General features: G+C 73.0%; 19 protein-coding genes. 3 read left to right on the top strand and 16 right to left on the bottom strand.

Annotated elements, in window-relative coordinates; translation table 11 throughout:
* Positions 1 to 2 precede the first annotated feature (2 nt).
* From ACY1JF_RS21335 to ACY1JF_RS21290, 10 genes are all read right to left on the bottom strand, one after another.
* Positions 3 to 188, bottom strand: a complete 186-nt coding sequence (locus tag ACY1JF_RS21335) for a hypothetical protein (protein WP_462706781.1) — start codon at positions 186 to 188, stop codon at positions 3 to 5.
* A 155-nt stretch (positions 189 to 343) separates the two neighbouring features.
* Complete coding sequence (locus ACY1JF_RS21330; protein ID WP_462706780.1) at positions 344 to 1,033, bottom strand: DUF899 domain-containing protein; 690 nt, start codon at positions 1,031 to 1,033, stop codon at positions 344 to 346.
* A gap of 99 nt (positions 1,034 to 1,132) precedes the next feature.
* Positions 1,133 to 2,530: an amidohydrolase gene (locus tag ACY1JF_RS21325; protein WP_462706779.1), complete on the bottom strand. Its 1,398-nt coding sequence runs from the start codon at positions 2,528 to 2,530 to the stop codon at positions 1,133 to 1,135.
* A 350-nt stretch (positions 2,531 to 2,880) separates the two neighbouring features.
* Positions 2,881 to 4,764 (bottom strand): FUSC family protein, encoded by a 1,884-nt coding sequence (locus ACY1JF_RS21320; protein WP_462706778.1) that lies wholly within the window; start codon positions 4,762 to 4,764, stop codon positions 2,881 to 2,883.
* A 164-nt stretch (positions 4,765 to 4,928) separates the two neighbouring features.
* Positions 4,929 to 6,146 carry a hypothetical protein gene (locus tag ACY1JF_RS21315; RefSeq protein WP_462706777.1) on the bottom strand — a complete coding sequence of 406 codons (1,218 nt, stop codon included), beginning with the start codon at positions 6,144 to 6,146 and terminating at the stop codon, positions 4,929 to 4,931.
* A 38-nt stretch (positions 6,147 to 6,184) separates the two neighbouring features.
* Positions 6,185 to 6,589, bottom strand: coding sequence for a hypothetical protein (locus tag ACY1JF_RS21310; RefSeq protein WP_462706776.1), 405 nt, complete (start codon positions 6,587 to 6,589; stop codon positions 6,185 to 6,187).
* A gap of 198 nt (positions 6,590 to 6,787) precedes the next feature.
* A complete protein-coding gene (locus ACY1JF_RS21305) occupies positions 6,788 to 7,594 on the bottom strand; it encodes a nucleotidyltransferase domain-containing protein (protein ID WP_462706775.1) in 807 nt (268 codons plus the stop codon).
* Positions 7,595 to 7,998: 404 nt separating this feature from the next.
* The gene (locus ACY1JF_RS21300) at positions 7,999 to 8,496 is read right to left on the bottom strand and encodes an ALF repeat-containing protein (RefSeq protein WP_462706774.1); all 498 of its coding nucleotides are present in this window, start codon (positions 8,494 to 8,496) and stop codon (positions 7,999 to 8,001) included.
* Positions 8,497 to 8,519: 23 nt separating this feature from the next.
* On the bottom strand, positions 8,520 to 9,551 hold the full coding sequence (gene pip / locus ACY1JF_RS21295; protein WP_462706773.1) for a prolyl aminopeptidase: 1,032 nt from the start codon (positions 9,549 to 9,551) through the stop codon (positions 8,520 to 8,522).
* Positions 9,552 to 9,583: 32 nt separating this feature from the next.
* Complete coding sequence (locus ACY1JF_RS21290; RefSeq protein ID WP_462706772.1) at positions 9,584 to 10,324, bottom strand: uracil-DNA glycosylase; 741 nt, start codon at positions 10,322 to 10,324, stop codon at positions 9,584 to 9,586.
* 54 nt (positions 10,325 to 10,378) lie between these two features.
* Between ACY1JF_RS21290 and ACY1JF_RS21285 the strand changes: the two genes are divergently transcribed.
* Both ACY1JF_RS21285 and ACY1JF_RS21280 read left to right on the top strand, forming a co-directional pair.
* Complete coding sequence (locus ACY1JF_RS21285) at positions 10,379 to 11,074, top strand: RNA-binding S4 domain-containing protein (RefSeq protein WP_462706771.1); 696 nt, start codon at positions 10,379 to 10,381, stop codon at positions 11,072 to 11,074.
* Between the two features lie 388 nt (positions 11,075 to 11,462).
* A complete protein-coding gene (locus ACY1JF_RS21280; RefSeq protein WP_462706770.1) occupies positions 11,463 to 13,328 on the top strand; it encodes a CocE/NonD family hydrolase in 1,866 nt (621 codons plus the stop codon).
* A 153-nt stretch (positions 13,329 to 13,481) separates the two neighbouring features.
* Here ACY1JF_RS21280 and ACY1JF_RS21275 read toward each other — a convergent pair whose 3' ends face one another.
* Positions 13,482 to 14,174, bottom strand: a complete 693-nt coding sequence (locus tag ACY1JF_RS21275) for a class I SAM-dependent methyltransferase (RefSeq protein ID WP_462706769.1) — start codon at positions 14,172 to 14,174, stop codon at positions 13,482 to 13,484.
* Between the two features lie 141 nt (positions 14,175 to 14,315).
* On the opposite strand from ACY1JF_RS21275, the gene ACY1JF_RS21270 reads away from it, so the two are divergent.
* Positions 14,316 to 14,579 carry a DUF6343 family protein gene (locus ACY1JF_RS21270; protein WP_462706768.1) on the top strand — a complete coding sequence of 88 codons (264 nt, stop codon included), beginning with the start codon at positions 14,316 to 14,318 and terminating at the stop codon, positions 14,577 to 14,579.
* 99 nt (positions 14,580 to 14,678) lie between these two features.
* Here ACY1JF_RS21270 and ACY1JF_RS21265 read toward each other — a convergent pair whose 3' ends face one another.
* The 5 genes from ACY1JF_RS21265 to rpsA form a co-directional block, all read right to left on the bottom strand.
* Positions 14,679 to 15,059: a tetratricopeptide repeat protein gene (locus ACY1JF_RS21265; RefSeq protein WP_462706767.1), complete on the bottom strand. Its 381-nt coding sequence runs from the start codon at positions 15,057 to 15,059 to the stop codon at positions 14,679 to 14,681.
* A gap of 49 nt (positions 15,060 to 15,108) precedes the next feature.
* Positions 15,109 to 15,738 (bottom strand): dephospho-CoA kinase, encoded by a 630-nt coding sequence (coaE, locus tag ACY1JF_RS21260; RefSeq protein ID WP_462706766.1) that lies wholly within the window; start codon positions 15,736 to 15,738, stop codon positions 15,109 to 15,111.
* A gap of 73 nt (positions 15,739 to 15,811) precedes the next feature.
* The gene (locus ACY1JF_RS21255; RefSeq protein WP_462706765.1) at positions 15,812 to 16,750 is read right to left on the bottom strand and encodes a PAC2 family protein; all 939 of its coding nucleotides are present in this window, start codon (positions 16,748 to 16,750) and stop codon (positions 15,812 to 15,814) included.
* 95 nt (positions 16,751 to 16,845) lie between these two features.
* Complete coding sequence (locus ACY1JF_RS21250) at positions 16,846 to 17,013, bottom strand: hypothetical protein (protein WP_462706764.1); 168 nt, start codon at positions 17,011 to 17,013, stop codon at positions 16,846 to 16,848.
* 472 nt (positions 17,014 to 17,485) lie between these two features.
* Complete coding sequence (gene rpsA, locus ACY1JF_RS21245; RefSeq protein ID WP_215167553.1) at positions 17,486 to 18,985, bottom strand: 30S ribosomal protein S1; 1,500 nt, start codon at positions 18,983 to 18,985, stop codon at positions 17,486 to 17,488.
* Positions 18,986 to 19,088 lie beyond the last annotated feature (103 nt).

Below are 19,088 nucleotides of genomic sequence, written 5' to 3'. Positions count from 1 at the left end.
GTTCAGGCCGTGGCACCCCCGGTCGCCTCGCCGCCTCGTACGATCACCAGGAACATGTCGGTCGCGAGGTCCATGACGACCTCGGCGGGCAGCCCCTCCTGGCGCCGCGCGTTCGCGAACTCCTCGGCCGGCCAGGACCCCCGCGGTCCGCCGGCCGGAAAGCGTTCGAGCACTGTTCGCCCGTTCACCCCGCACCTCCATCTGGCGTTGCACTCGTAGAGTTAAACGCCAACGATGGGGTGAACACCTCGTCGAGTGACGGTATCGAGACGTAGCTGACACGCATTCACCGCAAAGAGTGAGCATCATCTCGGCTTTTCGGGCGCCTCACCCGCCTCGCGTGTCAGTCCTCGTACTCATCGTGGTACCGCGGGCGCTCGCTGCCCAGGGGCGCCCCCAGAGCCGACGCGCGCCCCTCGGGTTTCTCCCACTCCTCCTGACGCCCCAGTGCGGTCAGGTCCAGCAGGCTGGTGGTCGAACCGAGGCCGTCCAGGCCGCGCTCGTACGTCGAGTAGGTGTGGAAGACGCGGTCCCGGACCCGCAGGAAGCAGCTCAGGCCCGAACGCTCGGTCAGCTCGCCCTCGTGCTCACGGGTGGCCTCGAAGTCCTCGTTGAAGTCGGTGACGTACGACGAGTACCAGGGCAGCGTCCAGCCCATCCGCGCCTTGAAGGGCAGGATCTTCGGGTACGGCGCCCGGGAGACCGCCGCGAACGAGGTGCCGCGGGCCCGCAGGTGCGCCAGATGGCCGATCTGGTCCAGGAACGCCGAGCAGCCGCGGCAGCCGGCGTCCCACTCGGGGGCGAACATGAAGTGGTGGACGACTAGTTGCCGTCGCCCCTCGAAGAGGTCGAGCAGCGTGACCTTTCCGTCGCCGCCCTCGAACACGTACTCCTTGTCGATCTCCACCATGGGCAGCCCGCGCCGTTCGGCGTTGAGCGCGTCGCGCGCGCGGGTGGCCGCCTTCTCCTTGTCCAGCAACGCCTCGCGCGCCGCCCGCCACGCGTGACGGGAGACGATCTCGGGAAGCGACATGGGCTCCTCCTGTGCAGCGGTCCGTCCGGGGGTGGACCGGTGACGGTGGCGAAACTCATCGCGGCGCGCGGAAAAAAAGTGCCCGTGTTCCCGGCCGGGTCAGGTGTCGTACGTCTGGACGCGCCGGCCGTGGTCCCGTTCGGTCAGTCCGGGCAGCCTCTGCTCCAGTTCCCGCACCACCGCGGGGATGTCGAGCGTGAGCAGTTCGCGGTCCCGCATCAGCACCCGTCCGTCGACGACGGTCGTGCGCACATCACCGGAACGGGCACTGTGCACGAGGGTGGCGGCCAGGTCGTGCACCGGCTGGGTGTGCGGTCCGGTGAGGTCGACGAGGACGAGGTCGGCCCGCCGTCCCGGCGCGATCCGCCCGGCCGTCTCCCCCAGTCCGACGGCGCGGGCACTCTGGTCCGTGGCGTGGTGCAGCGCCTGGCGCGCGGTCAGCCAGCGCGGGTCGCCCTCGGTCTGCTTCTGGATCAGGGCGGTGAGCGCCATCGACTCCCACACGTCGAGGGAGTTGTTGGAGGCGGCGCCGTCCGTGGCGAGTCCCACGTCCACGCCGATGGCCCGCAGGGCGCGGATCGGCGTGGTGCTGGGCCAGGCGAACTTGAGGTAGCCGCGGGGCGCGGTCGCCACGGCCGTACGGCCGCCCGCGCGGGCCAGGACCGGCAGGTCGCGTCCGAGGATGCCGGTGCCGTGCGCGATCAGCACGTCGGCGTCGAGGACGCCGGTGCGTTCCAGGATCTCGATGGGGGTGGCGCCGTGCCGGGCGAGGCTGGTCCCGGTCTGGTCGCGGTTCTCGGCGGCGTGCAGGTGCACGGGCAGGCCGTGTGCGCGGGCCAGTTCCGCCGTGGCGGCGAGGTCGGGGTCGGTGACGGTGTAGGGGGCGTGCGGGGCGAGGGCGGTGGTGATCCGGCCGCCCGCACCACCCCGGCGCCGCAGCGCGAAGTCGAGGGAGCGTTCCCGCCCCTCGGGGCCCTGCGAGGAGAAGTACGCCTGGCCCAGCAGCGCCCGCATCCCGGACTCGGCGACGACGTCGGCGACCGCGTCCATGGCGAAGTAGTGGTCCGCGAAGCAGGTCACACCGGCCCGGATCAGCTCGGCGCAGGCGAGCCGGGCGCCCAGTTCGACGTCGCGCGCGGTGAGGTTGGACTCCACCGGCCAGACGACGCCGTTGAACCACTCCTCGGTGGGCAGGTCCTCGGCCAGGCCGCGCAGGACGGTCATGGGCGCGTGCGTGTGGCAGTTGATCAGCCCGGGGAGGGCGGCCTGACCGCGCGCGTCGATGCGTTCGACGGCGGGCAGGGCGGCCGCGGCCTCGGCGGTGGTCACGGAGTCGACGGCACCGCCCCGCACGACGATGCCGGCGTCCGGTCTGAACGCGAGGTGCTCGGGGCCGTCGCCCTCGTGGACGAGGACGGTGCATCCGGTGATGACGAGATCGGCGGGCGGCACGGGCTGTGCGGACGGCACGGGCTGTGGCTGCGCGTGATGCGTCATGGGGCCACCGTACGGCGGGGTGCGGGCGCTGTACGGCCGAGGGAAGCCGGTGCGGGGCGTGAGGGAGCTGCCGCGGGGCGTGAGGGAGCTGCCGCAGAGCATGAGAGCGCTGCCGCAGAGCGTGTGAAAGCCGCCGCGCGGCGCACAAGGCCGACGCGCGGCGCGAGAACACCGGCGCGCGGCGCACGGAAGCCCAAGCCCGGCGCGAGAAGGCCGACGCGCCGGGTCGGCGCACGGCGCGAGAACGCAGCCCGCGGCTCGAAGGAACCGGCGTACGGCGCCCCGCGGTGGTCGCCCCCGCGCCGGCCGCCCCCCGCGACGGCCGCCCCCGCGGTGGTGCGGGGAAGGGATCAGCCGGTGAGCGGTAGCTCGGGCAGGCGCACGCCGACACGGTCACGCCGTTCGGCCAGTTCGTCACGGAGCTCGGCCAGCCGCTCGATGTGGCGCGGGGTGAGCCGTCCCGTGTCGTCGAGGTGGACGGCGCAGGCGGTGGTGGTGTCGGCGAGCCGTTCCAGGGTGGCGGCGATCTCGTCGGCGCCCTGGGAATGACGGGCGAGGGCGGGCAGCTCGGCGGCGGCCAGCGCGATGGCCGCACGGGCTTCGGCGAGCGTGCGGTACGCCTCCCGGCGCAGCGTCCAGCGCCGGGTCCGGTCGTCGGGCTCGCTCAGCACGTGGGCGAGGTAGGCGTGCCCGGCGTCACCGGCCGCCGCGAGCCGGGCGCGGACCCCGCCGCCGCGCTGCCCGGGCACCGGCAGATGCCCGACGACCAGCACGATCGCGCAGGCCAGCAGGGTCTCGCCGATGCGCCCGGCGGATGCCTGGGGCTCGCCGCCGACCATGACCAGGGCCAGCACGAGGACGGTGACCACGGCGGTCTGCGCGGCGAAGTGCCGGGCCGCCACCGGGATCAGGGCCCCGGCGGCCGCGACGAGCGCGACGAGCCCGCCGGGCCGGGGCAGGACGGCGGCCAGGGCGGCGAAGACCAGGGCGCCGAGGACCGTGCCGGCGGCTCGGCACAGCACCCGGGAGACCAGCGGGCCGAGGTCCGGCTTGACCAGGAAGACGGCGGTGGCGGGCAGCCAGTACCAGTGCCGGTGGAGCCCGTACCACTGGGCGTGGTGCAGCGCCTGGGCGACCGCCACGCCGGCCCCGAAGCAGAGCCCGACCCGCAGCCCGTACTCCCGTCCGCCGGCACCGAGCACCGTGCGCAGGACGGAACCGGGTGACCGCCTGCGGGTGTGCAGGTCGTCGCCGCGTCCCCGGTCGAAGGCGACGGCGGCGTGCAGCAGGGCGTCGTCGAGGGCGCGCAGTCCGGGCGCTGAGCGTGTGGGGGCGGGCAACGGACCGGTGTGCGCTCCGGCGCGTACGGCCGCCGCGAGCCGCCGGGGTCCTTCACTGGCCCGGTGGGGCACGGCCTCCCCCGCCCAGGCCAGCGCGGTGGCGGCCTCGGCGAGCGGCAGCGCGGCGGCGTACTGCGCGTGCAGCCGGCGCTCGGCCGAGGAGGAGGCGTAGCGACGCAGCCGGGGCCCGGCGAACGCGTCCTGCGCCTGGTCGAGGGCGGCGGTGAGCGCGGCGCGACGGGTGACGGCGTGCTCGGTTCCGGCCGCGTCGAGCAGCGCCGCGACGGCGTCGTAGACCCCGGCGACGGCCGCGCGTTCCCCGTCGAAACGGAAGTCCAGACGGAAGTCGCGGGGCGACGCGCCGGTCAGCGGCCCGGGCGTGGGCAGGGCCAGCCGCAGCGTGAGCAGCCAGCCGGCTCCGACGAGGAACGCCAGGACGCGCTGCCAGCCGGGATCGGGCAGCGGCATCCCGGCCCCGATCGCGGACGTGACCAGCAGTTGGGTCGCCGTCCCGGACGCCACCGGCCCGACGGCGCTGAAGCCCCCGGCGACCAGTCCGAGCACGGTCAGTACGAAGGTCAGCGCGACGGCGCCGAGATGGTCCCCGGCGTACGTGCCGGCGCACAGCCCGGCCGCCCCCGCGAGCGCCGGTACGCCGATCCGCCGGACGGAGACCCGTCGGCTGCCCGGCCGGTCGTTGATCCCGGCCAGCATGGCGGCGACGGCGGCGACCACGCCGAGGGAGACCCGGCCCGCCGCCAGCGCGGCCAGCAGCAGCGGCCCGGCTGCGAGCGCCCCACGCGTGACCGCGCTCCAGGGCACGGGGCCGCGCTGGGCGCGCAGGGCGTGCGCCAGCCAGGGCGGAAGCGTGAGGGCGGGGATGCGGCGGGTCACGGCGCGGCCTCCTGATCGTCACGTCGAGGGCGGGGGTGAGCCTCCGGGCGACGGTGGCCGGGCTGAACCGATTGCCTCTCCAGCGTAGAGCGCCTGGGTACAGAGAAGCGAACGGTGACATTTCGGCGAGGTGACACGAGCGGGCGGCTCCCCGCGCCAGGACCTCACAGCGGACCGAAGTACTCCGCCACGAACAGCCCCGCCCTGTTGAGCATCGGCGCGGTGTCCGGCCCCACGGCGATTCCGGTGACGAAGAGGGCCACTCCGGCTGCCACGTGGACGACGCAGCCCGCGAGGGCGCCGTCGGACGACCAGTCGAGCCTGATCACCAACCCGAGGTAGATCAGTGCCGCCACCACCGAGGCGGCGACCACCACGGCCAGGTCGAACACGAGCGCCCACGCGACCGCCGGGCCCGGGACCGCCGCGTACATGCTGCGGATCGCGGAGCCGGCGATCGGCAGGGGCAGTGCGACGGCGAGGAAGGCGCCGAGGGCCGTGAAACGGCCGGACGTGCTCAGCGGGGGCCGGCGGGGCCTCGCGGGTGACTGACCGGACCCGGCACCGTCACTCGTCCGGGCCTTCTCCGCCTTCTCCCCCTTCTCCCCTCTCTCCTCCCTCTCCCCCTTCTCTTTCCCCTTCTCCCTCTCCCTCTTTTCCTGCGGCTCGGCCGGGTTCGCGGGTTTGGCGGGGTGTGTTCGTCGCTCCGGGCCGTGCCCGGGTCCAGGGGCCGTCTGGTGAGTGGGGGAGGAACCCGGCGGAACCGGTGGTGCGGAAGAGCGCGCCGGCCGGTCCGTGCTCACCGCGTCCCCCACCAGCACGGTCGGACCGGTCTCCCGTATGCGGGCCTCGTCGGTGACGAGACGCAGTTCGGCCCGCAGCGCGCCCAGTTCCATTCCGGCCCGTTCGATGAGCGCCGTGAACTGCTCCGTCTCCCGGGCGTCCCCCAGGAGGCGGCCGGGATCGACCGGAGAACCGGGGTCCTGTCCCCGCTCCGCCGCCCTGCGCCGACTCGCCAGTTCCCGCTGGGCCTCGGTCAGCAGCGCCTCGGCCTTCGCCCGTTCCTCCTCGGCCTCCCGCATCAGCCGCTGGGCCTCGATGACCTGCGACTCCGCGTCCCTCAGCCGTTCGGCGTACTCCGCCTGCGCCTCGGCCCGCCCCTCGGCCTTCGCCCGTTCCACCTGTTCTTCGAGTTCCGCGCACCGGGCGACCAGTACTCCCACCGCACCGGCCATCGCCTGCACGACATGGTCGGCACGTTCACGGGCGTGGTGGGCCGTCCTGCCCTTGGCTTCCGCGCCGACCTGCAGTTGAGTGACGTACATGTTGGCGCCGGCCTGGTAGACCTGCCCGTTCTCCGAGGCGCGGCCCCACGCTTCCACCTGTCCGGGACCACCGTCCCGTGGGTCTTCCGGTCCACTCATCGCTCGGAGACGTGCAGGTCCCGGGCGGACTGGTAGACCCGGGCGTTCCCCCGCGCGTGCGCCTCGAACCGCACGTCCCCATGGATCGTTTGTCCGGCCGCCTGCCTCTCCCATCGGTCCAGCAGCTCTCGCAGGTCGTCGGCGGCCTCGGGGTGCGCGCCCAGCAGGGCCGCGAACCGTCCGATCCACCGGCCTTCGAGGTCGCCGCCGTCCTCCGGCGCGTTCATCGCCGTACGGCGTGACTCGTCGAGTTCGCGTTCGACCTCCTGCGCGTGCTGCGGCCGGAAGCGACGCCAGACGGTGACCACCCCGTCGCGCGTCTGCTGCCATCCCTCGCCGACGAGCAACGCCACCAGAGAAGTACCGGCGGTGCCGGCCAGCGTGAGCAGGTACGGATCCATTGAAGCCCCCGAGATTCCAGCGCCCAGGCGTCCGCGCACGGACAGGCAGCACAACACAGCGTGACCATCACCATAGCTCAACTGTCGCGCGTGACAGCAGAGTTGTGCATTCCCTCGGGACCGGCATCACATCATCCGTCACTCACTGTGCTCACCCGGAGCGGGTCCGGTGAAAGGGCCGGGAGCGCTCGGAGCGGTTCAGCCGCGTGCGGCGGCGTCCACGGCGCTTCTCAGCAGCGCTCGCGCCTCGGCGACCGTCCCGGCCAGGGCCCTGGGATCGGCGGCCGGCCCGGCCAGGAGCGCGTCCGTCCCGCCCAGCCCGGCCCTCGCCACCATTCCCTTCTCATTGGTGACCCATTCCCCGCGCGCCGCCAGCACCGCGTGTGCCGTCTGGGTCGCGGCGAGGGCGATCGCGCCCGCGACCTGGGTCACGGCTCCCTTGGGGGCGTGGCCGGCCTCGGCGTAGGCGAGGGTGGCCTCGGCCGTGCCCCACCAGCGTCCGGGGGCGGTCCGGCGCAGCGGCTCCGGATAGGCGGGGCGGGGCAGGTCGCCGCGGAGGGTCCGGTTGACCGCCAGTTCGGCGACGAGCAGGTACGTCGGGATGCCGGCCAGGTGGAACATGAGCGGCTCGACGCGGTAGCGGCCGGCCCGGGCCTCGCCCAGTTCGTGCTCGACCACGTCCAGGTCGCGGTAGTGGACGTCGACCCGGCGTCCGCCGACCGTCAGCCACGCGCCGCCGTTGAAGACGCCACCGCCCCAGGCCCCGACCTCGCTGACCTCACCCGCCCAGCCGACGGCTCGGAGGTCGGCCGGGTCGAAGGAGCCGCGGTAGTAGACGGCCAGGTCCCAGTCGCTGTCGGGGCGGTGGGTGCCCTGGGCGCGGGAACCGCCGAGGGCGACCGCGCGGACGGCCGGCAGCGCGGCGAGGCGGTCGGCGGCGGCGTCCAGGAAGTCCTGGTCGTGATCGTGATCGGGGGCGGGGTCGGAGTCGGGGCGGGCCGGCATGGGCGGGGTCCTTCCGGTCGGGGCGGGTGCGCCGCGCCGACAGCGTAGGGGGACCGTTCACGCGGTACGACGGGTTTTCGTGCCGTACGGCCCGCCGGCCGTCAGGCCTGCGCGGTGGGGCGGACGACGACCTCGCTGATGTCGATGCCGTCGGGCTGCCCGATCGCGAACCCGATCGCGGCGACGGCGGCGGAGGGCGGGGCGCCGGCCCCGTCGCGCATCGCGTCATCACGGGCGTGGTCGGGGCGCCCGACATGATCGGGACGCTGGCCGTGATCGGAGTGACCAAGGCGACGGGGTGGCGGGCGTGACGGCGGTGACGGGCGTGACGACGGTCACGAGCGTGACGTGTGACGGGGTGCCGGGCACGCGCAGATGAGTCACGCGCCCCCAGCGGACGGGCTTCAGTCGGCGACCTCGTACTGCCCGGTCTCCAGGAACCAGCGCATTCCCTCCGGGTCACTGGTCCTGAGCAGCTCGTTCGCGGCCGCCCTCGCCTCGGGGGTCGTCTCGGGCCTGGAGATGAGCTGGGCGAGGGCGACACGGTCGTCCTGGGCCCGCGCGAGACGGTATCCGGTCTCCAGGAAGGCACGCGTCTCCTCGACCGTGCCGTTCAGGGCCGCCCGGCCCTTCTCCCGCACCTTTGAACCGGCGTACGGCAGGGAGATGAGCTGAGCGATCGCGACCCTGAGGTCGTTCACCTCGTCCTCGTCGTCCGCCACCGCGGACGCGGAGAGCGGAGCGGACACGGCGGAGGGGGTGGGTGAGGCGGAGGGGGTGGTGGACGCGGAGGGGGTGGTGGACGCGGTGCCGGCGGCCAGGGCGGGGCCGGCGAGCGTGAGAGCCGTGGTGGCGGCGGCCACGACCACGGCCGCGGACATCGCCGTACGGGTCATTCCCATGACGAACTCCTTCGCTTCCTCGATCAGTCGGCTCCTCGGCACTGGATCGGCTTCTCGACCCGCGGCATCCGGTTTCCCGAGGTTCTCGCGCGCTCGCCGCGTGCGTACCGGTCCGTCGCCGCGACCAGCAGTTCCGCCATGCCCGGCGCCCCCGCGTTGTGCCCGACGTCGTCCACCATCAGCAGTTCGCTCGTCGGCCAGGCGTGGTGCAGGCGCCATACGATGCCGAGGAGGTTGCCGGGGTCGAGGGTGCCCTGGACCAGGGTGCCGGGGATGCCGGCCAGCAGGTGCGCGTCACGCAGGACGACTCCCTCCTCGTCGCCCTCGCCGAGGAAGTGGTCGTTGCCCCAGTAGTGCGTGACCGTGCGCGCGAAGCCCATGCGGAACACCGGGTCCTCGTAACGCGGCACCGAACGCGGCGGGGCGGAGGCGACCGCCGTCTCCCAGTCGGTCCAGGCGCGGGCCGCCCGCTCCCGCGTCCGGCGGTCGGGGGACTCCAGCAGCCGGTTGTACGCGGCGGCCAGGTTGCCCTCCCGCTCGTCTTCGGGAAGCAGGGCGCAGAACTCCTCGAAGGCCACCGGGAACAGCTTGCCGAGCCCTCGGGTCATGAGCGTGACCTCGGGGTCGGAGCCGGTCGCGACCGCGGTGAGGACCAGTTCCGTCACCGCGCCGGGGTGCGTCTGCGCGTACCGCACCCCGAGCGCGGAACCCCAGGACACGCCCCACACCAGCCACCGTTCGACTCCCAGGTGCCGCCGCAGCCGCTCCAGGTCGGCGAGGAGGTGCGCGGTCGTGTTGACGCTCATGTCGGTGTCGTAGGCGCTCGCGTGCGGGGTCGAGCGCCCGCAGCCGCGCTGGTCGAACAGCACGATCCGGTACGCGGCCGGGTCGAAGTAGCGGCGCAGCGCCGGGCTCTTGCCCGATCCGGGACCGCCGTGCAGCACCACGGCCGGCTTGCCCTGGGGATTGCCGCAGGTCTCCCAGTGGATGCGGTTGCCGTCGCCGACATCGAGCATGCCGTGGTCGTACGGTTCGATCTCCGGATACACGCCCATCCGGGCACGCTAGTCCGCTGGTGGCGCTCCCGTCACCCGTTTCCGGCGGGCAGCCCGGCTGCGCGCGCCGCCGTGGCGAGGACCTCGCGGAGCATGTCCGGGGTGAGCCGGCCGGTGAAGGTGTTGCGCTGGCTGACGTGGAAGCAGCCGAGGAGGTCGAGATCCTGGCCCGCGTCGTCTCCGGTGCCACCGCCCTCGGCGGCGAGGGTGAACCGCGCGCCGTGCCCGAACGCCGGACGCGGCCGGGGCACCGTCCAGCCCGCCGCGGCGAACGCGGGCAGCGCGGCCTGCCAGCCGAAGGCGCCGAGGACGACCGCGGCCCGCAGGGTCGGACGCAGCAGCCGCAGTTCCCGGACCAGCCAGGGGCGGCACGTGTCGCGCTCCTCGGGGGTGGGCTTGTTGGCGGGCGGGGCGCAGTGCACCGGCGAGGTGACGCGCACGCCGCGCAGTTCCAGGCCGTCGTCGGCGGCGACGGCGGTGGGCTGTGAGGCGAGGCCCACGTCGTACAGGGCCCGGTACAGCACATCGCCCGAGCGGTCGCCGGTGAACATGCGTCCGGTGCGGTTGCCGCCGTGGGCGGCCGGGGCGAGGCCGACGATGAGCAGCCGGGCGTCCGGCGGTCCGAAGCCGGGGACCGGGCGGCCCCAGTACGTCCAGTCGGCGAAGGCCGCCCGCTTGGTGCGGGCCACCTCCTCGCGCCAGCCGACCAGCCGCGGGCAGGCCCGGCAGTCCGCGATCCGCTGGTCGAGTCCGGTCAGGGCGCTGCTGTCCATGTCCCCACGGTAGGGCCCGGGCACCACCGGGTGCCGGGCGGTTAAGGTCGGGGCATGGCTTCCGAGCGTGACGAGGACAGGGACGGCGCGGGGACCCACGGACCGGGCCCCACCGAAGCGACGGCCACCGACCGGACGGGCGGGACACCCGCCTCGCGGACCACCGCCGCGGAGGCCACCGCCGGGGAGACCACTGCTGCGGAGGCCACCGCCGGGGAGACCACGGCCGCGGAGGCCACCGCCGGGTCCGGCGCCGAGCGGACCGCCGATCCCAAGGTCGCCGCCGCGATCGCCGCCGCCGAGGCGGCCTCAGCGCAGTCCGGCGGGACCGTCCGCGTCGACAGCTGGATCTGGTCCGTCCGCCTGGTCAGGACACGCTCCGTCGGGGCGACCGCCTGCCGGGGCGGACACGTCCGCGTGAACGGCGAACGCGTGAAGCCCGCGCACTCCCTGCGCGTCGGCGACGAGGTCCGCCTGCGTCACGAGGGCCGGGAACGCGTCGTCATCGTGAAGCGCCTGATCCGCAAGCGAGTCGGCGCCCCGGTGGCCGTCCAGTGCTACGTCGACAACTCCCCGCCGCCCCCGCCCCGCGAGGCGGTCACCCCGATCGCCGTCCGCGACCGCGGCGCGGGCCGGCCGACCAAGCGCGACCGCCGTGAACTGGAACGTCTGCGTGCCCTGAACAGTCTCGACGCTTCGACCGGCCGGGCCGGTCCGAGCGGCTCCAAGGGCCGCTCCGGCGGCCACTGACCCACGGCGGCGGCCGTTCCGGACCGGCCGCCGCCACGGCCGGTTCCCGGTACGCGCGCCCGTGCCGCACCAGTAACGCGCAGGACACACCGCCGCGACGCGCCGGCCCGAAGGTGATCACCGTACGCGGCCTCCGACTCCCTCCCCTCCCCCGGCACATCACCGACGCCCCATCGACGGCGGACCGGGACCGCTGCTAGACCTGCACAGCGCACCACTCGCACCACTCGTGCCATCCGCAGAACCGCACTGCCTGCGCCACCGCACCACTGGTCACCAGCACCGCCAGCACCACCGGTCACCGGCACCACAGCACCACAGCACCAACCCACCACATGTCATGTCCGCACCATTCGCGCCACCTTCACCACTTCTCAAGGAGGAGCATGTGAGAGCACGTCGCGCGGCCGTCCGGGCCGCCTCGGCACTCGTCGCCACCTTCGCGCTGACCGCCGGGCTCACCGGCCCCGCCACCGCGGCGGCCGGCAACATACCGTCTCCGGCCGCCGCCGCGACCGGTCCGGTCACGCACGAGGAGAACGACCGCGTCCCCGAGGGTTCGGTCTGGACCCAGCACTACTTCCCGTCCGCGGACGGCTCCGGTACCGAACTGCACGCCGACGTCCTGCTGCCGGAGTCCCTCCCCAGGAACAAGAAGGTGCCGGTCATCCTGTCGGTCGGCCCCTACTTCGCGCACTCGGGTCAGACCGGCCCGGAGGGCTTCACCCACACCGGTCCCTCCGCCCGCTTCCAGGACTTCATCGAGGGCGCCGACCTGTTCGACAACGGCTACGCCTTCGTCATGGTCGACCTGCGCGGCTTCGGCGGTTCCACCGGCTGCCTGGACTGGGGCGGGCCCGGCGAGCAGGCCGACGTCGAGGCCGCCGTCGACTGGGCCGCGAAGCAGCCCTGGTCCACCGGCGCGGTCGGCATGTACGGCAAGTCGTACGACGCCGTGACCGGACTGATCGGCAACAACCTGGACCAGCGCGCGCTCAAGGCCGTGGTGGCCCAGGAGCCCGTGTGGGACATGTACCAGTACATCTACTCCAACGGCGTGCCCCGTCCGAACGTGACCGGCACCGCCGACGCCTACAACTCCATCGCCACGATGGAGCCGATGACGGACGACGACGCCCACTACCAGGCCAACGCCCGCTACGAGGACAGCCACCCGGAATGCCTGACCGAGAACTCGGCCGGGTACCGAACAGCCGACCAGTGGGACGAGCACTGGACCTCCCGTGACCTGGCCAGGATGGCCGAGGGCAGCGACACCCCGCTCTTCGTCACCCAGGGCTTCATCGAGAACAACACCAAGCCCGAGGAGATGGAGGAGTACCTCGACAACCACCGGGGCGTCGAACGCGGCTGGCTCGGCCAGTGGGACCACGTCCGCGGCGGCGACCGCGTCAGCGACGGCCGCCTCGCCATGGGCCGCGAGGGCTGGTACGAGGAGACGCTCTCCTTCTACGACCGGTACCTCAAGGGCACCGAGCCGACGGTCCGCTACCCCGCCTACGCCGTCGAGGACTCCACCGGCGCCTGGCGTGCCCAGCGCACCTGGCCGGTCGTCGAACGCTCCGTCAGCCTCTCGCTGGGTGACGGCTCGTACGTGGACGACGGCGGCACCTCGGCCCGGGCGACGCTGACCGCGTCCGGGGGCACCCCGGCTCCGGAGCAGTCGCAGCCGTCGGGCAAGTGGGACATGGAGAACGCGCCCGCGACCGAGCAGGCCGCGCCGAAGGGACTGGCCGAGGCCCAGACCGAGAGCCAGCGGGCCGGTGACATCACCTCCAGTTTCTTCGTGTGGTCGAAGCCGGTGCGGCGGGACGTACGCGTCACCGGCACTCCGCGGATCTCGCTGACCGCGCGGGGCGAGGGCAACATCATGCTCAAGCTCTACGACGTCGCCCCGGACGGCAGCGCCGTCATGTTCGACGAGCAGGTCTCGCTGGTGGAGTCGGGCCGGCTGACCGTCGACCTGAAGTCGACCGACTGGACGCTGGTCGCCGGACACGTCCTGGCCGTCGAGATCGGTTCCATCCAGACCGGCTCCTGGCGCGACACGCCCTCCGGCGAGACCATCGAGGTCAAGGGCGCGCGGCTGAAGCTGGACCTGGACGACCCGGCCGACGACGTCGCCACCCAGGGTGACCGCTCACCGTTCCTGGACACCTATCTGAGCCAGTACACGGTGCGGCTGCCGGCCGGTCCGCCGTCGTTCTCGGTGGTCCCGGGCGGACGGCTCTGAGATTCCTCCCCGGTCAGATCCGGTCCGGTCCGGCCCGTGCCCCGTGTCCTATGACTCGTGGCTGAGGCTCCTCCCTGATCCGATCCGATCCGGTCCGGTCTGATCCGGTCCGGTCCGGTCCGCTCCGGTCCGGCCGTGCCCGTGGCCCGTGGTTCAGGCCGCGGGCACGGCCCGCACCCATGTCCGGTCCTCGGTCAGATACCGGTCCACTCTCAGCCCCGCCTCCGCCAGCGCCTCCTCGAACCGCTCCCGCGTCATCGGCCGCGTCCGGAAGGTCTGCGTCCAGACCGCGTCCGGGAACTCGTACCGCGCGTGCACCTCGTTGACCCCGTCGCCGACCGGTTCGGACGACATGACGCGCACGGTGACGCCGCCGGGGTCGACCCGCTCGCGGGGCACCCGGGTGTGGTAGTCCTCGCCCTCCCGCTGGATCAGGACACAGCCGTCCTCCGCCACGTGCCGCGCGCAAGCCCGCAACAGCCCCCGCCGCACCTCCAGGTCGGAGGTGTGCACGAGGAACGAGGCGAGCAGCACCACGTCGAACGTCTCGCCCAGGTCCAGGTCCTCGATCGGTCCGCAGATCGTGCGTGCCCCTCGGACGTGCTCCAGCATCTCGGCGGACTCGTCGACGGCCGTCACCGTGAACCCGCGCTCCCGCAGCGGGTGGGTGATGCGCCCGGCGCCGCTGCCCAGCTCCAGGATGCGCGCGCCCGTCGGCACGACCGAGGCGATGATGTCCGGCTCGGCTCCGGCCGGCAGCCGGGCGTACAGCTCGACCGCACAGCCGTCCGGGGTGATCGCCCCGGGTCCCGTCCCCTTGTGTCCCACTCGCGTCTTCGGCTCCATGTCCGTCCAACGGACCGCTCCCGCACGCCCGTTCCCCTCTCGGATCGGCTCACCCGAACGAGTGAGCACCGGGCGTCGTCGGGCCCGCGTGGTCAACGGTCGCGGTGCCGAGTAGGTTGCCAGGTGGGAGCGGTGGTCGAGATGCGTACAGGCAGTGAGCCGGTGACCGCGCGCAGTGCGCTGCGGGCGCGTTTCTGGCTGAGCGTGTGGGGCGCGGGCTGGACGGCCTTCGGAACGTTGGCGTTCGTGCTGGCCGGGCGGCCCGGGTGGGCCGCGGTGTGCGCGGCTCTGTGGCTGGTCGTCGCGGTCGACCTGGTGGTGGTCGTGCGGCACATCCGGCAGGGCCCGCACTGGCAGCCCGGCCGGGACATCCCGCCGTACCGGCCGCTGGACAAGCACCGCTGAGGCGGCACCGCGCCACACACCGCATCACGCCACGCACCGCGCAGCGCGCCAAGCACCGCATCACGCACCGCACCGCGCACGGCCCTGACCGGCCGGTCCTCAGCCGTCGAAATCCGCCCGCCGCAGGTACTGCGGACTGGGGTCCAGCGCGGCGGCCAGCCGGAAGTGGCGCCGTGCCTGGTCAGGGCGGTTCTGGCGTTCGTAGGTGCGGGCGAGCGCGAAGTGCGCGAAGGCGTTGTCCGGCTCCCGCTCCAGGACGATCGTGAACTCCAGCTCGGCGGGTCTGAGCTGCGCCGCGGCGAAGAAGGCACGCGCGCGCAGCAGCCGGGCGGCGGTGTTCTCCGGGTGCGCGGCGATCACGCTGTCCAGCAGCTTCACCGCGCCCCGCGGGTCCCGCGCCGCGAGCAGCCGCTCGGCGGCACGGAAGTCGATCACGTCCGTCTCCGGCGTACGTCCGGTCGGTCCGCTGGTCTCGGGCACGGCAGAGTCCTTCCCTCACTGGGACGGTTCAACGCCGGTGCGGGTGCCGCTATTCCTGGGGCGGCCGGGGCTCGCGGGAGTCACCGTGCGCCCTGCGCGCCAGCTCCGCCCACACCTCCTTCACCCGGCGCCGCAGGTCCTCCAGCGGCACGTCGTTGTCGATGACCAGGTCCGCGACGGCCCGGCGCCGCTCACGCGTCGCCTGGGCGGCCATGCGGGCGCGGGCGTCCTGCTCGGTCATGCCGCGCAGCCGGACCAGCCGGTCGAGCTGGGTGGCGGGGTCGGCGTCGACGACGATCACCACGTCGTACTGCGGCGCCAGGCCGTTCTCGGTGAGGAGCGGGACGTCGTGCACGACGACGGCGTCCGGCGCCGCGGCCCGCTCCAGTTCCTCGGACCGGGCGCGCACCAGGGGGTGCACGATCGAGTTCAGTACGCCGAGCCGCTCCTTGTCGGCGAAGACGATCGAGCCCAGCTTCGGCCGGTCCAGGCCGCCGTCGGCGGCCAGTACCTGCGTGCCGAAGGCCGCGACGACCGCGGCGAGCCCCTCGGTCCCGGGCTCGACCACCTCGCGCGCGATGCGGTCCGAGTCGATCAGCACAGCGCCGCACTCCACGAGCAGCCTGGACACTTCGCTCTTGCCGGCGCCGATCCCGCCGGTCAGGCCCACTCTCAGCATGACCGCAAGCCTAGGGCCTCCGCGGGGGCCTCCGATGGTTTCCCGCGGCGCCGCAAAGGCCCGTCAGAAGCCCTCAGCCGTCCCCCTCGCGCTCCGCCAGGAACCGCTCGAACTCGCGGCCGATCTCGTCCGCCGAGGGGATCTCGACGGGCTCGGCGAGCATGTTGCCCCGGGTCTCGGCGCCGGCGGCGGCGTCGTACTGGTGCTCGAGACCCTGGACGAGCGCGGTGAGTTCCTCGTCGCCCTCCTGGATCTGCCGGTCGATCTCGGTCTGGGTGCGGTGCGCCTGGGTGCGCAGCGAGTGCGCGATGCCGGGCAGGACGAGACCGGTGGCGGCCGTGATGGCCTCCAGGACGGTCAGCGCGGCGTCCGGGTAGGCGGAGCGGGCGACGTAGTGCGGGACGTGGGCGGCGACACCCAGGACGTCGTGGCCGGCCTCCATGAGCCGGTGCTCGACGAGCGCCTCGGCGCTGCCGGGGACCTGCGCCTCGTCGAAGGGGCTGCGGTGGCCGGGGACCAGCTCGGAGCGGTTGCCGTGCGGGGTGATGCCGACGGGGCGGGTGTGCGGGACGCCCATCGGGATGCCGTGGAAGCTGACGGCCAGGCGGACGCCGAGCCGCTCCACGATCTGTCCGACGGCCGCGGCGAAGCGCTCCCACTCGACGTCGGGTTCGGGACCGGACAGCAGCAGGAAGGGTGCTCCGGTGGCGTCCTGGACGAGCCGCACCTCCAGGGAGGGCACCTCGTAGTCGGTGTAGCGGTCGCGCTTGAACGTCAGCAGCGGCCGGCGGGCCCGGTAGTCCACGAGCCGGTCGTGGTCGAACCGGGCGACGACCTGGTGGGGCAGCGAATCCAGCACCTGATCGACGATCTGGTCGCCGGTCTCCCCGGCGTCGATGTAACCGTCGAAGTGGTAGAGCATGACAAGACCGGCCGACTCCTGGGCGAGCGCCATGTCGACCACGGCCAGGCCCTTCGGCTCCCATGCGTACAAACCCTGCGGATCAAGCACTGTGGCGGTCCTCCCTTGTCTTCCCCCCGGTCGAACGTCCGAGGGGGCCGGAGCATTCCCGTCCGGCCCCCTCGACGCGGAACCTCACCGGGCTCTCAGGAGGCGGGCACGCGCGCGTGCGGTCCCGTCACCGCCTCGCGGGCGGACGCGATCGCTCCGTGCCGCCAGGCGCCGAGGTGGCTCCGGCGGCCACCGGCGAAGTGCACCTGGTCCTGGGGCTGGTCGAGGGGCGCGCGGGCGAGGGCGTCGGGGCCGCCGGGCATGGGAGCGCCAGGCGCCTTCCGGGGACGGGCTGTTGTGGATGCGGGGTGAGCCTTTCGCGGCCTTGGCGAGCAGTCCGCGGACGCAGCCGGGGCAGCGGCGCCCGGTTGCCGTTCCCGGCCGGGGCCCCGCCATGCGGCGCGTCCCCCTTTCCCCGGGTCTCTTGCGACGCACCGCCGTACCCGACGGCAGTGGTCCCGAAGCCGGGAGGGGTCCTCACAGCGGTGTGTCACGCATCGCCGCGCCTGGGCGTCTCACGCCGATTTCCGACTGTCACAGGCGGGGAGGACGCGCCGGAAAGGACGTGCCGGGAGGCACTTGGCGGGAGGGACCCGGTGGTGAGGACACGGCGGGCAAGGACCGATGGTGAGGACAGGGCGGGAAGGGCGTCGGGCACAACGGGAAGACCCCGCCCCCCCCTCGAAGGGGAACGGGGTCTTCCGTGGTGGTACTACCGGCGGGCCGGGACGAGCGTCAGCTCTGGCCGCCGGCCAGCTTCTCGCGCAGCGCGGCCAGCGCCTCGTCCGACGCCAGGGCGCCGGAGTTGTCGGCACCCTCGGAGGAGTACGAACCGCCACCGGAGGCGGCCGGAGCCGCACCCGCGACGTCGCCGCCCTCGGCAGCGGCCTTCTCGTCCGCCTCGCGGGACTTGATGACCTGCGCCTGGTGCTGCTCGAAGCGGGTCTGCGCCTCGGCGTACTGGCGCTCCCACTCCTCGCGCTGCTTCTCGTAGCCCTCGAGCCAGTCGTTGGTCTCGGGGTCGAAGCCCTCGGGGTAGATGTAGTTGCCCTGGTCGTCGTAGGACGCGGCCATGCCGTACAGGGTCGGGTCGAACTCGACCGCCGACGGGTCGGCACCGAAGGACTCGTTGGCCTGCTTCAGCGAGAGGCTGATGCGACGGCGCTCGAGGTCGATGTCGATGACCTTGACGAAGATCTCGTCGTTGACCTGGACGACCTGCTCCGGGATCTCCACGTGGCGCTCGGCCAGCTCGGAGATGTGGACCAGACCCTCGATGCCCTCGTCCACGCGGACGAACGCGCCGAACGGAACCAGCTTCGTGACCTTGCCGGGCACGACCTGGCCGATCTGGTGGGTGCGGGCGAACTGCTGCCACGGGTCTTCCTGGGTCGCCTTCAGCGACAGGGAGACGCGCTCGCGGTCCATGTCCACGTCGAGGACCTCGACGGTGACTTCCTGACCGACCTCGACGACCTCGGACGGGTGGTCGATGTGCTTCCAGGACAGCTCGGAGACGTGGACCAGACCGTCGACGCCACCCAGGTCCACGAAGGCACCGAAGTTGACGATCGAGGAGACGACGCCGGACCGCACCTGGCCCTTCTGGAGGGTGGTGAGGAAGGTCTGGCGGACCTCGGACTGGGTCTGCTCCAGCCAGGCACGGCGGGACAGGACCACGTTGTTGCGGTTCTTGTCCAGCTCGATGATCTTGGCCTCGAGCTCCTTGCCCACGTAGGGCTGGAGGTCGCGGACGCGGCGCATCTCGACCAGGGAGGCCGGGAGGAAGCCACGGAGGCCGATGTCGAGGATGAGACCACCCTTGACGACCTCGATGACGGTACCGGTGACGATCCCGTCCTCTTCCTTGATCTTCTCGATGGTGCCCCAGGCACGCTCGTACTGGGCGCGCTTCTTCGAGAGGATCAGGCGGCCTTCCTTGTCCTCCTTCTGGAGGACGAGGGCCTCGATCTCGTCACCGACGGCGACGACCTCGTTGGGGTCGACGTCGTGCTTGATCGAGAGCTCGCGGCTCGGGATCACACCTTCGGTCTTGTAACCGATGTCGAGCAGGACCTCGTCCCGGTCGACCTTCACGATGACGCCGTCGACGATGTCGCCGTCGTTGAAGTACTTGATCGTCTCGTCGATCGCGGCGAGGAAGGCTTCCTCGTTACCGATGTCGTTGACCGCTACCTGCGGGGTGGTGGCGGTGGTCTCGGTGCTGCTCGTCATGTGGGAAAGGGCTCCGGTACGGACATTGAAGTCGTAGGTACTGCTACGCCGGAGCCCGTTTCGCTCTGCAGAAGCCGGACAGCCAAGGAAGCGCCCCACCGGT

This window comes from Streptomyces sp. SYSU D01066-1, from assembly GCF_054956795.1.
This window is presented reverse-complemented; position numbering and strand designations above follow the sequence as displayed.